The organism is Kallipyga massiliensis ph2 (assembly GCF_000311985.1).
In the GTDB taxonomy this organism is placed as follows: Bacteria; Bacillota; Clostridia; order Tissierellales; family Peptoniphilaceae; genus Kallipyga; species Kallipyga massiliensis.
The window spans coordinates 1,349,774-1,363,431 of sequence record NZ_HE978585.1; the positions used below are offsets into that span (position 1 = coordinate 1,349,774).

The 13,658-nt window shown below is 40.5% G+C and carries 16 protein-coding genes and 1 pseudogene; 2 read left to right on the forward strand and 15 right to left on the reverse strand.

Annotation, left to right across the window (positions count from 1 at the left end; translation table 11 throughout):
* Positions 1 to 41: 41 nt before the first annotated feature.
* From mobQ to HGKM_RS06215, 14 genes and pseudogenes are all read right to left on the reverse strand, one after another.
* Positions 42 to 1,502 (reverse strand): MobQ family relaxase, encoded by a 1,461-nt coding sequence (mobQ, locus tag HGKM_RS06150; RefSeq protein WP_019134459.1) that lies wholly within the window; start codon positions 1,500 to 1,502, stop codon positions 42 to 44.
* Between the two features lie 241 nt (positions 1,503 to 1,743).
* Positions 1,744 to 2,064 (reverse strand): DUF3847 domain-containing protein, encoded by a 321-nt coding sequence (locus HGKM_RS06155; protein WP_019134460.1) that lies wholly within the window; start codon positions 2,062 to 2,064, stop codon positions 1,744 to 1,746.
* A 110-nt stretch (positions 2,065 to 2,174) separates the two neighbouring features.
* A complete protein-coding gene (gene catA / locus HGKM_RS06160; protein WP_019134461.1) occupies positions 2,175 to 2,798 on the reverse strand; it encodes a type A chloramphenicol O-acetyltransferase in 624 nt (207 codons plus the stop codon).
* A gap of 99 nt (positions 2,799 to 2,897) precedes the next feature.
* The gene (locus tag HGKM_RS06165; protein ID WP_019134462.1) at positions 2,898 to 3,089 is read right to left on the reverse strand and encodes a transposon-encoded TnpW family protein; all 192 of its coding nucleotides are present in this window, start codon (positions 3,087 to 3,089) and stop codon (positions 2,898 to 2,900) included.
* Between the two features lie 80 nt (positions 3,090 to 3,169).
* Positions 3,170 to 5,008: a recombinase family protein gene (locus tag HGKM_RS06170; RefSeq protein ID WP_019134463.1), complete on the reverse strand. Its 1,839-nt coding sequence runs from the start codon at positions 5,006 to 5,008 to the stop codon at positions 3,170 to 3,172.
* A 59-nt stretch (positions 5,009 to 5,067) separates the two neighbouring features.
* Positions 5,068 to 5,397, reverse strand: a pseudogene (locus tag HGKM_RS06175) (VirD4-like conjugal transfer protein, CD1115 family); the annotation flags it as partial.
* On the reverse strand, positions 5,394 to 5,879 hold the full coding sequence (locus tag HGKM_RS06180; RefSeq protein WP_019134465.1) for a PcfB family protein: 486 nt from the start codon (positions 5,877 to 5,879) through the stop codon (positions 5,394 to 5,396). The gene HGKM_RS06180 and the pseudogene HGKM_RS06175, both read right to left, overlap by 4 nt.
* Positions 5,876 to 6,727 carry an ATP-binding protein gene (locus HGKM_RS06185; protein WP_019134466.1) on the reverse strand — a complete coding sequence of 284 codons (852 nt, stop codon included), beginning with the start codon at positions 6,725 to 6,727 and terminating at the stop codon, positions 5,876 to 5,878. The genes HGKM_RS06180 and HGKM_RS06185 overlap by 4 nt, the downstream gene beginning before the upstream one ends.
* Positions 6,724 to 7,503, reverse strand: coding sequence for a replication initiator protein A (locus tag HGKM_RS06190; protein ID WP_019134467.1), 780 nt, complete (start codon positions 7,501 to 7,503; stop codon positions 6,724 to 6,726). Before HGKM_RS06190 ends, HGKM_RS06185 begins: the two co-directional genes overlap by 4 nt.
* An 86-nt stretch (positions 7,504 to 7,589) precedes the next feature.
* The gene (locus HGKM_RS06195) at positions 7,590 to 7,871 is read right to left on the reverse strand and encodes a CD1845 family protein (protein WP_019134468.1); all 282 of its coding nucleotides are present in this window, start codon (positions 7,869 to 7,871) and stop codon (positions 7,590 to 7,592) included.
* Between the two features lie 240 nt (positions 7,872 to 8,111).
* Positions 8,112 to 9,608 (reverse strand): lysine--tRNA ligase, encoded by a 1,497-nt coding sequence (gene lysS / locus HGKM_RS06200; RefSeq protein ID WP_034579790.1) that lies wholly within the window; start codon positions 9,606 to 9,608, stop codon positions 8,112 to 8,114.
* Between the two features lie 49 nt (positions 9,609 to 9,657).
* Positions 9,658 to 10,137: a transcription elongation factor GreA gene (greA, locus tag HGKM_RS06205; protein ID WP_019134470.1), complete on the reverse strand. Its 480-nt coding sequence runs from the start codon at positions 10,135 to 10,137 to the stop codon at positions 9,658 to 9,660.
* 86 nt (positions 10,138 to 10,223) lie between these two features.
* Entirely contained in the window at positions 10,224 to 10,775 is a 552-nt protein-coding gene (locus tag HGKM_RS06210; RefSeq protein ID WP_019134471.1) for a CYTH domain-containing protein, read from the reverse strand.
* 24 nt (positions 10,776 to 10,799) lie between these two features.
* Positions 10,800 to 11,024: a YdbC family protein gene (locus HGKM_RS06215; protein WP_019134472.1), complete on the reverse strand. Its 225-nt coding sequence runs from the start codon at positions 11,022 to 11,024 to the stop codon at positions 10,800 to 10,802.
* 153 nt (positions 11,025 to 11,177) lie between these two features.
* Here HGKM_RS06215 and HGKM_RS06220 point away from each other — a divergent pair, with 153 nt between their 5' ends.
* Positions 11,178 to 11,819, forward strand: a complete 642-nt coding sequence (locus tag HGKM_RS06220; RefSeq protein ID WP_019134473.1) for a regulatory protein RecX — start codon at positions 11,178 to 11,180, stop codon at positions 11,817 to 11,819.
* Complete coding sequence (locus HGKM_RS06225; RefSeq protein WP_019134474.1) at positions 11,809 to 12,123, forward strand: GIY-YIG nuclease family protein; 315 nt, start codon at positions 11,809 to 11,811, stop codon at positions 12,121 to 12,123. The genes HGKM_RS06220 and HGKM_RS06225 overlap by 11 nt, the downstream gene beginning before the upstream one ends.
* Here the strand turns inward: HGKM_RS06225 and HGKM_RS06230 are convergent.
* Positions 12,120 to 13,652 (reverse strand): hypothetical protein, encoded by a 1,533-nt coding sequence (locus HGKM_RS06230; protein ID WP_019134475.1) that lies wholly within the window; start codon positions 13,650 to 13,652, stop codon positions 12,120 to 12,122. The genes HGKM_RS06225 and HGKM_RS06230 overlap by 4 nt on opposite strands.
* Positions 13,653 to 13,658 lie beyond the last annotated feature (6 nt).

Sequence of the window (13,658 nt, forward strand, 5' to 3'; positions counted from 1 at the left end):
TGAAACTAATTATTTTCATTATACCACTTTCCCACTTAGTTTTATAGGTCTAACTCGTTCTGCTTTGCCTGTGATAGTTGCTTTTCTTGTACCTGTAATTGCTCTATACAAACCTTAAATTTTTCTGCCTGTTCTACTTCTTCTCGTATCTCTAATATTTGATTATATAGGCTCTTTTTCTCTTTCTTCAAAGTAGCAAGTTCTGATTTCCATTTGCTGATGGCTAAGGTCTTACTTTCTCCTAAATGCTCTTTCAGATGTTTCTTTGCACTTTCAAATAAAATAAGTTCTGCTGTATGCTCGTTATAAAAATCTTCCTGTTTGCTTTTCTTTGTCTTGGTATAGGCTTTGTAGGTGTCCTTATACTTCAAATATTTTTCTGATTGGTCGATGAGTTGTGTTTTTTCATCAATCTTTTTCTCAGTATCTTTTAAGGCTCTTGTGGTCTTGTAATTCTTATCTCGTAAATTAGTAATGCTTTCTTTTAGTTCAGATAATGAATTGATGTTTTTCTCTTTTAGTAATTGACAACTCTCAATATATTTTTCCAAGTCTGCATTGTTGTTATCTGCATTTTTACGAATAAGATTTTCAAAGATGAATAACAGGTTCTCTTTGGGTGGGAGGGTGGATTTTGTATTTTCTTTTTCTGTTTTTTCTTCTTTTCCAATTCCTCTTATCCAATTTAGTAATGCCTTTATTCTTCTTGAGATTTCTCTTAAAATCGAATTTTGATGTTTGATTTCTCTGTTGATATTTCCTCTGTCTGTGGCTATGCCTTTCTTCTCCATTTGTGTTGCTGATACTCCTAAATGAATGGTTGGGATTTGCTCTATACCCTGTCTTTGATAAGAACGGTGATCTACTTTGTCCTGTATACTATTTTCTTCAAGATATTTGTTTGTAATGTCTGCCCATGCTTTTCTCCACTCTTCCGCTTTGTCTTGCTCGTTCCAATCGGTTGTATTTATTTTTCTTGTTTTGTAATTACCATTTTTTAGTTTTACTTTTTCGCCATTTTTATCAAGGACATATTCCTTTTTTGATTTTGCTCCCCATGTTTTATCTTCATTTAGTGGTCGCATGGTTAATAGGATATGACAATGTGGGTTTCCGTCATTTTTATCATGTAAGGCAATATCTGCACACATACCGACATCTACAAAATTTTCTTTCACATAGTTCCTTACAAGTTCAATCTGTTTTTCCCTGTCTAATTCTTTAGGCAATGCAATTTCAATTTCTCTTGCAAGTTGAGAATTTTTACTCTTTTCTATTTTTTCAACACTGTTCCATAATGTTCCTCTATCTGAAAATTCCTGTGGTGCATTTTGTGGTAAAAGAATTTCTGTATGGGCTATTCCACCTTTTCTTGTAAAGTCATGGACTATGCCGTCATATTCGTTTTTTATCTTTTCGCCACTTCGATAGGCGGAAGCTGCTACTGCACTTTTGCCTTTGCCTCTTGAAATAATCTTTATGCAAAGATGATATATCGCCATAGTCAAAAACCTCCTTTCGTTTTTCTGATACGTTGATGTGGCGATAGATAAGACTTCCTAAAAAAATCGGATAGCTTTATATCCGATTTCTTTTGGGAAGTACACAAGGGGTAGGAAATTTATTTCCGTAGGGGAATGTAGTTCCCCTGTATCAGCGTTAGCTGATATGCCCTCTGCTAAGAGCCTTCGGAGAACGCACGCACCTGTTAAGGTGTATATGTGCGCCCTTGTAAACAAGGGACTATTCTTCGATGTCCGTTTCGTCCTCTTGGTTTTCTATATTTTGATTTTCTGTTTCTTCTCTGCTTTCTATAATTTTTAGTATTTTGATATTGGCTTCTTCTTTACGAATTAGAGATGTGATTAACTGATAAAATTCATCTTTGGTTAAATTTTTACTTTCGGTAAAGATACTTTCAAAGACTGCTCCTTTTTCATATATCCTTTTATCTCTCTTTTTTCTTTCTTCCTGTTTCTGCTGACTGATGAGCTTTTTTCTTTTGTTTTGTAACTGCTTGATTTCTTCATCTGCCATTAAGATTTTTTCTTCTATGTTCTTCATTTTCTCATTTCCTCCCTTTCTAATTTTGAGTAAAGAAAAACAGTAAACCTTTTTTGATTTACTGTTTCTGTGTTAGTTTTTATTAAATTGTTAGTTAGACAAACTGGGATTTAATTATTTATCAATTCTTGCAGTTCATTTACAAATCGGCAGATATGAAATCCATCACACACTGCATGATGCACTTGGATAGCGAGAGGAAGTATGATTTTTTCATCATCTCTGTAATATTTCCCCATCGTAAAAATAGGAATCAAATAATCATATCCTTTCTGTAAATTCAGATTAAAGCCATCGAAGGTTGACCATGGTATCATCGATACGTTAAAAACATTTTCGGGTACATCTGGTTTTCCTATCATTCCATAATTGCCTCCATACCGTTGCATATCATTCGCATACGCCATAGAAAATGCTTCAAAATCTGGTATGTATGGTGTCCAAAGGTTGGAAAATGTCTCTGTGTCCTCATGGAATATTGTATAGCTGGGTATCATCTCGTCATATATTCCCAGTTCACCCTCCTGATTAATTGCCGTTCTAAACTCTGAATGACGGTTTACAATCGTTGCAAGATAATAAAGCATCGCAGGGTATAATTTCATTCGTTTCTTTTTTATTTGTGTAATATCCAATTTAACAGTCATACTGTATGTGCAAGGTATATTCGTAAAGTAATGTTCAAAATACTCATTTCGTTTCCAACTATTTTTATCAATTTTTTCAAAAAACATTTTTGCGTCCTCACAAATTCAATTTTTTTGTTAATATAGACTAATATTATAGCATTTTTTAGTTATTTTTTCTACTGCCAAACTTCCTACTCATCCCCACTATTCCCCCTTAGAATGTATTACCTTGAGCAGTTTATCTTGAAATGTTTCCTTGCTCTTTTTGTCAAAATATATCTCTGTTACAAAAGTCTTTCCATTTATCTTTTTTGTAAGAATGCCGTCAGGCTTTTGGGATTCTTCTTGTTCTTCTTCGTGTGTTTCGTTTACTTGAGTGTTCGTATTTTCTGCCATTTAGTTCCTCCTTTCGACTTGCACAAAAAAAGATTTCCTGTAATTAGGAAATCTATTTTGCGATTGGTTGATATTTAGTTTTAAGTTGTTGCCTGTAACTTCTTTTTTGCTCTGTATTCTCTTGCTTTTAATTTCTCATACTCTCGGCACTTTTCAAGATTTTTGGCTCTGTATGCTTTAGAATATGCCCTATGATAAGCTCGTGATTTTTCTTTCTTTGCTTCTTCTATTTCTTCCCTCATCTGTAGCATTTCTTGTTCTGTCGGCTCTATCTGTTTTGTAAGTTCATTTTCAAATTTTCCGATATAGTTAAAATAAACCTCTATTCGTTGAACTACATATTTTGCTCTTTTTACATCTCTTTCATGCACTACGATTTTACTGATAAACTCATTGATAATGGTAGGGGTAAGTTCTTCAAAGTTGGAATAGCTTTCTGCAAGTCTGATAAATTTCTTTGCTCTTTGGTTTGCATTTTCACATTCGGATAAGCGTTCTTTGATTTCTTCTTTTTCTGCTTTTAAGGTGTAGTATTCTTCTGCATACTTTCTTGATAACTGTTCATAGCGTTCTGTATCCATATTTCCAAGTGCATTATCTTCATAGAGTTTATTCATCACTCTTTCTATCTGTTCCATTCGATCTGTGATTTGTGGCATACGCTTTTGATTTTTCTTGAATTCTTCGGTCTGTTCTTTATACAGACTCCCTTTTACAAGTTTCTCAAATTCTGCTTTGTTTTCCAAAGAATACTGTGCTATCTTTCGCAAGACTTCTGCGATATTTTCCATAACTTCATCTACATCAATGCGGTGTGGGGAGTTGCATTTGGGGTGCTTTGCTTTCCCTTTGGCATATTCACTGCAATAGGTTACATGCTGTACTCTTCCATTTTTGTGTATGGTGCGAATGTGCATTTTTGTTCCGCAATCTTTACAGTACATCAAGCCTGAAAGTGCGTGAATTTCTCCATCTCCGTTTGGTCTTTTTACAGGTGCATTTTTTAACATACGCTCTACATTTTCAAAGGTAGTTCTATCTATTATTGGCTCATGCACATTTTCTGTTATTTGCCATTTGCTTTTATCTACATAATGGTTTCTCTTATCTCTGTAATGCTTTTCGGTCTTAAAATTGACTACATCACCACAATACTCTTGTCTTTTCAGTATGCGTGTTAGAGTTGCTTTGTTCCAGTTATATCTGTTTTCTTCATTTAGTGGTTTGTTTTTTGCTGTTCCTCTGTTTTGCTGTTTCATATAAAAGGTTGGAGTTAGTATTTCTTTTTCTTTCAGGTAAACAGCTATCTGATTTCTGTTTTTCCCCTCCATAAATAGCCTAAAAATGAGTTTTACAACTTCGGCAGCTTCTTTATCGACGATCCAATAATCTTTGTTCTCAGGGTCTTTTATATAGCCGTATGGGGCTTCTGTTGCGACAGGCTTTCCGTCTGCTCCTTTGGTCTTAATTCCTGTCTTTACTTTCTTGCTGATGTCTCTTGCATACCACTCTGACATGATGTTGATAAAGGGAGCAAATTCCAATGTATTTTGGTCTATGCTATCTATACCGTTGTTGATGGCGATAAAGCGTACATTGTTTCTTCTAAATATCTCCATAGCGTTTCCGACTTGAAGATAATCTCTTCCCCATCTTGTCATATCTTTCATGATGACAATACCGATTTTGCCTTGTTCTACATCGTTTATCATCTGTGTATAGGCTGAACGGTCAAAGAACCTACCGCTTTCGTCATCATCGATATAGTGACGAATGTTTATCAGCTTTTTATCTCTTGCATACCTTTCTAAAAAGGCTTTTTGATTTACAATACTATTACTCTCGCCACCGTCTCTATCTTCATCACCAACTGAAAGGCGGGAGTATAGTGCTGTAATTTTATTGTGATATTCTATCATGGCATTATCCTCCTTTTTTGTGTCTATATATCACTCCTGTTCAGTTAATATTATGCAACCCATCTTGCTGAACCATACTCTTTTCCCTGTCTGAACTTTTTTGCATTTTTGCCTTTGCTGTAGACAATGAATTTAATTAAAGCTGCTACTCCTATGCCTATTAGAATGTCAGTTAGATGAATGCTTGGAATAAAGCTCATGGTGTTAAGCTCTAATATCCCTTGAAAGATTTTGTCTATTACATCGCCACCAGTATAGGCTCGTATATGGTGAGAGAAGATATTGCCAACATAGAAAAATGCAAGATAGGGAATGTTCTGCTTTAGAAACTTTGCCTTATCCTGCACCTTAAACAAGCCTTTGATGTCCTTTAGTATTTTCTCTATCATAGGCTCTGCTCCTTTTGCTTGTTCTTGATTTTATTTTTAGAAACAGAATTTTTAGCCATCTCCTTAAACTTCTCAATGTTTTTATGAATAGATTCTTTCCTTTCCGTTTTCTTTTCTGATTCTGAAAGGGCGTGCTTAAATGCTTTGTCCATCACTTTCATATCTTTTGCTTGAAAGAACACTGAGTATTTACCTGATTCTTTATCTTTCATTACCGAAAACTTAACTCCATATCTGTTCAGTTCTTTTTTCAGTTCCTTCAATTCTGTTTCTTCTACTGGTATCTCTTCAAGCTGTCCCTTTTTAACCATATCTTTTAGTTTTACTTCATTCCCTTTACTCCCAGCGAGCTTTTCGAGTCCACCGTTTTTTTCTGATTCTTTCAGTAACTTCCTTATCAAATCCAAAAGTATCTTGCCTGTTACTTTGCCAGCTCTCACTTCCATGTTGAGCGTTTTTCTTGCAATTTCTTCATTGATCAAGTCCTTTCACCTCCGTTCAGTAATCTATCTTTATTGCGAGTTAGCTTATCTCTTTGAATAAACTTTCTGAAATCCTCACCTACAACCATAACGGGAATACACATTTCAATAATTCTTGAATAGATTCTTTGATATTCAACACTGTCCTTGCAGTTTTGAATTGTGTCGTAGGAAAGATTTGTTGTAAAAATTGTTGGTTTCTGTTTTAGGTACCTGCTATTGACAATGTTATATACCTGCTCTTTAGCATAGCTTGTATCCCTTTCAATTCCCAAGTCATCTAAGATAAGAACGGAAATATTTACAAGGGATTCAATATATGCGTTTTTATCAAAATCAAAGCTGCTTTTTTGAAGTTCATTGATAATCTGTGCAAAATTTCTAATCTTAACACTTATTTGATACTGTTCAATAAGGCTATTTGCAATGGAGCAGGCAAGATAGGTTTTTCCGCTTCCTACAGAGCCATAAAAGAGAAGTCCGATATTTTCTTTTTTCATTTTCTCATAATCTTCTACAAAATTCTTTGCAATCATGAGGCTTTGATTTTCTTCTCCCTGATAATTTTCAAAGGTATATGACCACTCCCTCATGGAATTGAAGCAGGTTCTTTTTAACCTTTCAATTTCCATCTGTTTTTCTCTTCGTTTCCTTTGTTTCTCTATTTCTCTATCGCATTTACAAGCTACCCTTAATATCATTTTGTTTCCGAAAAATTCCATTACATCACCGTCTTTTCTTTCGTGGCAGACTTTGCAATATGCGTGTCCATCTTTGATATATTCTTTTTCAGAATCATAGGCAAATTCTACATCCTCTATCATTATTTTTTCTAATTCTCTTTTCATAAATGTTCTCCTTTGTTATATTCTTCCCATGTCGGGACATTTGATGTTTTCGCCTGCTTGCTTTTACCCTGATCTTTATAAAACCAAGAAAGGATCGTCGCTTTATGGTCTTTATAGATCTTTCCGGTACTCTTGATATATGCAGATAAGCGTTCAATGTAATTATCAAGCTGTGCATTTAGTTTGATTTGTAAATCAGAAATATCTTCATCAGTTAAAAATACATTTTGAAATGTTCCAAGTCCGTTTTCGCAAAAACTATATTCTCTCTTACTATACTTACTCTTATTATTCTCTATATAGTTAGAGTTAACATTTTTAACTTCCTGAAGTTCATTTTCTTTACTTCTGAGGTCAACATCTTTTACTTCTGAAGTAAAGTTTTTTGACTTCTGAAAGTCATTTCCTTTTGCTTGAAATACACTCATAAAGTCTTTTACATAAATGATATTAGGTTTTCCAAGTCCAAGCCTTACTCTTTCAATCAGTCCGATTCCTTTTTTACTGTCTAACTCATCCAATGTTTTTATGGCTGTCGGCTTTGAGATATTTCTTCTTCTCATAATTTCTTCAACGGTAAAATAGATAAATACTCTATTTTCTTTGTCTATCCAGTTATTCTTAAAAGATATTCCCGTTCGTTTTAGAAGCATGGAATAAAGGATAATTGCCTCTGCTGACAACCCCTTAAATTCTTCTCCATCAACTAATATCTCCGGTACTTTAAGAAAATTAAATCTCTCTGCTTCTCTGTTATAGAAATAGTCAAAGTCCATCGCTTCACCTCCTCTCTTAAAATTTGCAAAGAAAAAGACGATAGTTTTTCTTCTATCGCCTTTGGTTACCATTTGTATTAAATTTTTTAAATTGATTTTATCTCTTCATTGATTCCCTGAAGGCATGCTATAACAGCTGCTCCGACCATCGGTATTCCATAAGGACTTAACAAAAATCCTAATACCAATGCCTCTATTCCGATGGTAGCTTCTTTTTGTAGAAAAGCTGCAATGGCTCCAAATATGCAAAACATCATAAGCAAATATAGCAGTGCCGTCCCTATTCCGAGTAAGAATGTCAGGAAGGTAGTGAGAATACTAAGCAGGAAGCTGATTGGGAAAAAGATTATTTTTATTATCCATCTCATTTTTATTTACCTCTTAAATTATCTATTTGAAAAAGCGGTATGAATTCATTCATACCGCTTTGACATCGCGTTTTCGACCATGAATTCGCTTTTCTTAGGCGTCAGTACTTTATATAAAAAGCACTTCAATAACGAAAATTCAAGTGGTTCTTTCAGACTAACAACTTATTATTCCATACTGTCAAGTATTATTCGTGTCAAAAATGTTGTCTTTTTGTTGTCCTTTTGATTCACGAACTCCTAAAAACCTTGATTTTCCTCATCTTTTTTGCCTATGGGTTTCATAGTCGGGAAAAGAAGAACGTCACGAATGGAGGACTGGTTGGTCAGGACCATGATCATCCGGTCGATCCCGATTCCCAACCCCCCTGTGGGGGGAAGTCCAATCTCCAAGGCGTTGATAAAGTCTTCATCCATCATGCCCGCCTCATCATCCCCGCTCTCCCGGAGCTCCACCTGGTGGAGGAAGCGCTGGTGCTGGTCTTGGGCATCATTGAGTTCGGAGAAGGCATTGGCGATTTCCCAACCGCAGACAAAGGCTTCAAAGCGCTCCGTCATCTCCGGATCCTGGGGAGACCGCTTGGCTAAGGGAGAAATCTCCACCGGATACTCGTAGACAAAGGTGGGTTGGACCATCTGATCCTCGGCGTATTCATCAAAGAAACGGGAGAGGATCTTGCCCCAACCATCCGTTTTTTCATAGGGGATCTCATGCTTATCCGCCAAAGCCCTGGCTTCCTGGTCATCACGGACCTGGGAAAAGTCAATTCCGGCATATTCCTTGACAGCCTGGGTCATGGTAATCCGCTTCCAGGGCGGCTTGAAGTCCACTTCCCGGCCCTGGTAGTCGATTTTGGTCGTCCCATAAATCTTTTCACAAACATAGGCGATCATGTTCTCCGTGATCTCCATCATCCCCTCGTAGTCGGTATAGGCTTGGTAAAGTTCCATGGCGGTGTATTCCGGGTTATGGGTGGCATCCATGCCCTCATTCCGGAACATCCGCCCCATCTCGTAGACCCGGTCAAAGCCGCCGACAATCAGGCGCTTGAGATAGAGCTCATTGGCAATCCGGAGGTACATGTCAATGTCCAAGCTGTTGTGGTGGGTGATAAAGGGGCGGGCGTTAGCTCCTCCGACGATGGTGTTCAGGATAGGGGTTTCCACCTCCAAGAATCCTCGGCCATCCAGGAATTCACGGATGGAGGAGATGATGACCGACCGCTTGAGGAAGACGTCTTTGACTTCCGGATTCATAATTAGGTCAACATAGCGCTGGCGGTAACGGAGGTCCGGATCCTTCAGACCATGGAATTTTTCCGGGAGCGGACGGATGGATTTGGTCAGGAGGGTAATGGTCTTGGCTGCGATGGATTTCTCCCCCCGGTCCGACTCCACGACCAGGCCGGAGACGCCGATGATGTCTCCGATATCCAAAAGGTCAATCACGGAAAAATCGTCCATTTCATTAAAACGGGCGATGATTTGGATCTTACCAAAGCCATCCTGGACATCCATGAAGGAAATCTTACCATGTCCCCTTTTGGCCAGGATCCGACCGGCAATGGTGACTTCTTTCCCCTCATAGTCTTCAAAACGGTCCACCAGGTCATCATTATGGGCAGTCACCGTAAACTTGGTGATTTCATGGGGATTTTTGTTTTCTTTTTTTAATTGATTGAGCTTATCAATCCGGATCCTGATCAGTTCGTTATCGGTAAGGTCTTTCCTGGCCATGGCCGCTCCTTTCATAAAAACACCCTAGCCCCTAGCTGAAACGGGGCGGTTAACTCAACACCTTCAAAATCTTATATTCGATCTTTCCGACAGGCGCCTCAACGAGGACCGTTTCTCCTTCCCGGTGACCTAGAAGGGCCTTGCCCAAGGGGGATTCCAGAGAAATGATATTGGACCGTGGGTTGGCCTCAGTAACGCCTTTAATCGTCATGGTAAGCTCCTCATCGAACTCCATGTCCAAAACAACCACTTCCGAGCCCAAGGTGATCTCCCCGGTGTTGGTCGCCGGGTCCTTATCAAAGATTTCAGACCGCTCCAGGATGCTTTCAATTTCCTGGATCTCCCCTTCCAACTTGGCCTGCTCTTCCTTGGCAGCATCATATTCCGCATTTTCAGACAAGTCGCCAAAGCCTCTGGCCACCTTGATTTTTTCGGTAACCTTGGGTCTTTCTACCGTTTTCAGATAGTTGAGCTTGTTTTTCAATTCCTCATAACCCTGGCGGGTAATAATATTCTTTTGTTGATCCATAATATACTCCTTAAAAAATAGAGCAGGAGTCCACTCCTGCTAGCTTGATTATAGGATTTGCCGGCTTTCTTGTCAATGAAATGGGGTTATAGACGGGGGTCTTTCTTTCTCTCCTCCGCCCTGAGTTCACCGATGGATTTGGTGGTCACTTGACCGGAAGGAATGGAAAATTCCTCCAAAAACCGGTTCAAGGCTTCTACGGAGGGCCCCTCTACTTCAATATATGGATAAGAAAGGGTTTGGGCATCCCATTGGTCAAACTCAACCCGGAAGTCTTTATAAAAGAAGGTGTGTCGGGTTTTATAGCCTTCCTCCCGGATATCATAGCCCAATTGGTCGAGGAGACTGAGCAGGAGGTCTCCTTCTTCCGGCTGGATATGAACCGTAGTCTCTTCATTAATCCTGGCTCCGGCCCCTTCCAATCGCTCTTTGTAGGTGAATTCCAGGGGGAGGGTCTCTCCCCCCTTGACCACCTTTCTTAACCTGAGATAGGCATGGTCGGGCACTGGGTGGCTGGAAGAAGAAATCCGAATATTGGTCTGGACTTCTTCCCCTTGGTCACTTGCCCCCTTGTCCAGAAGGGCTTGAATCAGGGCTTCCTTGTCATGACCGATAATCTTAATTTCTCTCTCCTTCATCCTCTCCCTACTTTCTTACTTATTTTAGTTCTTGAACTCATCCTGGAGGATATTGAGGAGGACCTGGGCTTCTTCCTCACTGAAGGTAATGCCTTTGGACATCCGTGTATGGTCGGGGTTCCAGGACCGCATATCATATTTTGCCGGACGTTCATTCCAGGAAACCAGATTGAGCTCCTTGGTCCATCCTTTGGCATCGGTGCTTAGAACACCCAGTCTTTCCACCAAGTCATATTTAATCTCTGCCATTTCTTTTCCTCCTTTTAAAAGATCCGATTAGGGACCAAAGTGTTTCAACGATCTGTTGTCCCGCTGGACCTGCCGTATTAACCGTCTTTTTAGTGTATCATAAAGTAAACCATGAACAAGCACAAGCGGTGAGATGAGAAGAAAGGATAGACAATGACCATGAAAATCGAAAAAATTGAATACGATGAGAAGAAAAATTGGTTTGTCTACCAAATCTCCAGTGGGGAGATCTTCCATCTCACTTATGAAAGCTACATCAAGCTGGCCCTCCATAAGGGCCACCCTATTTCTCCGGAAACCCATGATTTCATGGAGGCGGAAGACCAGAGAAACCTGGCCCGCTTTCGTGGGGAGGCCTACGCCCTCTACCAACCGAGGACCGCTTTCGAGATCGATCAGAAATTGATCCGAGAAGGCATCCGTGAAGACGTCCGTCGGGATGTTCTGGCCTGGCTGGAAAAACGGGGGCTGGTGGATGATGCTCGCTATGCCGCCCGCTACGCCCAAGAGAAGGCCCGGACCAAGTCCTGGTCAAAAAGAAAAATCTTTGCCATGCTCCGGCAAAAAGGGGTCTCCCCTGATTTCATTAGGCCCGCTTTAGACGGGCTGGACAATGACCTTGAGCGGGAGAATATCGAAAGGCTTTTGGATCGGAAATATAGGCAGCGAGACCTTTCCGACCAAAAGGACTTCAACCGCACCTACCAGGCCTTGGTCCGAAGGGGATTCCCTTCAAGTTTGGTCCTCGAGGCGATGAAGGTCAAGACCAAAAAGGAGGACGGGGATGTTGAATGAAAAAAAGACCTATACCACCTATATTTTAAAATGTTCTGACGGGACCTACTACACCGGCTATGCCCGGTCCCTGGAAGACCGGATCCGCCTCCACCAGGAGGGGCGGGGGGCTAAGTACACCAGGTCTCGGAGGCCGGTCCGACTGGCAGCCTCATGGCCCTTTTCCTCACGTTCTACGGCCATGAAGCTGGAGGCTGCCATTAAAAAATGCAGTCATAAAGAAAAGGAGGTCCTGGTCCAAAAAAAGCCCTCCCCCAAGCAAATGGAGGAGGACTTTCTGAAAAACAACAAAAGCTGTAGTTAATTGTTGTAAATGATTTGGGGTTGAGACAGGCGCTGGTGGAGGAATTGGTCTCGGATGAGGGAGGCTGTGTCCCCACTATAGTGGGCAATGGAGACCACCGAAGAATCCGACTTAAGCTGGATGGACACGGCGGATTTTGGATCCAGGGATCCCTGGGAAATGTGAAAATAGTGGAGCTCATCCTCTGTTTTCACCAAAATCAGGTCTTGGTCCGGAGGAGACGAGGCGGTTTGGACCCCGGTAAAACGGGTGGTGACCTTGGACCAGGATACCGGGTTCTTGCTGGTTTCGAAGATGGGAAGGTCTGTGGTCAAGTTGATGGGAATCAGGGCACTCACATAGCGCTCCCCCACCTTCCAAAACTTGGAGGTGACAAAGGACCAGTTGACCGTTTCCCGGATGACTCCAATATTGTAAAGGTCCGTTTCTTCATCATTATCTTTGATCAGCCCCTGGGGATCCGTGAAGGACTTCTGGGTTTGAATCTGCTCCTTGAAGGCCTGGACCTCGCTCAAAGGAGCTATGTCTTTCACCGAAAGAGACAAGGGGACTACCAGGTCATCCAGTCGGCGGAGTTCATACCTCCGTGGCGCTTCCTTTTTTGCTGCAGGATTCTTCCGGGAAAAAGAGACCATATTATTTCCTATATAAGTCACCTGGCGGGCGTTCTGATCCATGAGAACCTCCGCTTTTTTCCTGTCCGGATCTGAAGCAGAATAGTAAATAAACTTACCCTGACGAATGTTGGTTTGGGGGTTGATCCGAGAAGGCTCATAAGCCAAGATGTAGGCTTGGTTTTCACTATCCACGGTAAAAAGCCCCGTTGTTTTCGAGATGATGGGTTTTTCGCTTTTCGGATCATCAAAGATCATGTAGGTTGAATAAGAATCGACCGGCTCTCCATCATCAGTTTCCACCGTTTCACGAAGACCGACCAGGCTCATTCGGAGGTTCTTCGTCGCCAGTCCCGGTTGTTTAACCTCTTTTACCGCAGAAAACTTCAAATAGTTCTCCACCATTTTCTGGGGAACCTGGTTGCTTTCTTTGGTCAGGAAGTAGAGGGTGGAATCATAGATAAAGAAAACCCGACCATCACTGAGTTCAACCAAGTCCAGGGAAAAAACATCGCTGTCTCGGATCATTAATATAGTGGCTTCTTCTGCCTTTAGGTCCTTGGCGGATTGATTAATTAGACGGCTCGTTAAATAATCATCCAAACGGACAAACTTGGCTGAAAAGGTCGGTTTGTTGGTGATGTAATCTTTGATGGCCACCAGTTGAGGAGTCAAGCAAAAAGCATCGCCTTCCTTGAAAGCAAGCTTCCCCCCATTCTGGGCGCCGGTTGGGACAATTTCCGATATTCGCCAAAGGCCAATCAAGGGAAGATCTTTGTTTTTAGGGGCTTCGATAGTATCCAAGGTGACCGTGTTTGAGTCACCGGACCCTGAACTACAGGCGGTTAGGAAGAGACAAAAAAGGAGGACCAAGATTGTCCCTTTAATTATCGAACGAGAAAAAGAATGGCGCATAAGGAT

Bases quoted from the DNA above. Each gene is read 5' to 3' on its own strand.
- mobQ (WP_019134459.1), bottom strand. From the start codon at position 1,502: ATGGCGATATATCATCTTTGCATAAAGATTATTTCAAGAGGCAAAGGC.
- HGKM_RS06155 (WP_019134460.1), bottom strand. From the start codon at position 2,064: ATGAAGAACATAGAAGAAAAAATCTTAATGGCAGATGAAGAAATCAAG.
- catA (WP_019134461.1), bottom strand. From the start codon at position 2,798: ATGTTTTTTGAAAAAATTGATAAAAATAGTTGGAAACGAAATGAGTAT.
- HGKM_RS06165 (WP_019134462.1), bottom strand. From the start codon at position 3,089: ATGGCAGAAAATACGAACACTCAAGTAAACGAAACACACGAAGAAGAA.
- HGKM_RS06170 (WP_019134463.1), bottom strand. From the start codon at position 5,008: ATGATAGAATATCACAATAAAATTACAGCACTATACTCCCGCCTTTCA.
- HGKM_RS06185 (WP_019134466.1), bottom strand. From the start codon at position 6,727: ATGAAAAGAGAATTAGAAAAAATAATGATAGAGGATGTAGAATTTGCC.
- HGKM_RS06190 (WP_019134467.1), bottom strand. From the start codon at position 7,503: ATGGACTTTGACTATTTCTATAACAGAGAAGCAGAGAGATTTAATTTT.
- HGKM_RS06195 (WP_019134468.1), bottom strand. From the start codon at position 7,871: ATGAGATGGATAATAAAAATAATCTTTTTCCCAATCAGCTTCCTGCTT.
- lysS (WP_034579790.1), bottom strand. From the start codon at position 9,608: ATGGCCAGGAAAGACCTTACCGATAACGAACTGATCAGGATCCGGATT.
- greA (WP_019134470.1), bottom strand. From the start codon at position 10,137: ATGGATCAACAAAAGAATATTATTACCCGCCAGGGTTATGAGGAATTG.
- HGKM_RS06210 (WP_019134471.1), bottom strand. From the start codon at position 10,775: ATGAAGGAGAGAGAAATTAAGATTATCGGTCATGACAAGGAAGCCCTG.
- HGKM_RS06215 (WP_019134472.1), bottom strand. From the start codon at position 11,024: ATGGCAGAGATTAAATATGACTTGGTGGAAAGACTGGGTGTTCTAAGC.
- HGKM_RS06220 (WP_019134473.1), top strand. From the start codon at position 11,178: ATGACCATGAAAATCGAAAAAATTGAATACGATGAGAAGAAAAATTGG.
- HGKM_RS06225 (WP_019134474.1), top strand. From the start codon at position 11,809: ATGTTGAATGAAAAAAAGACCTATACCACCTATATTTTAAAATGTTCT.
- HGKM_RS06230 (WP_019134475.1), bottom strand. From the start codon at position 13,652: ATGCGCCATTCTTTTTCTCGTTCGATAATTAAAGGGACAATCTTGGTC.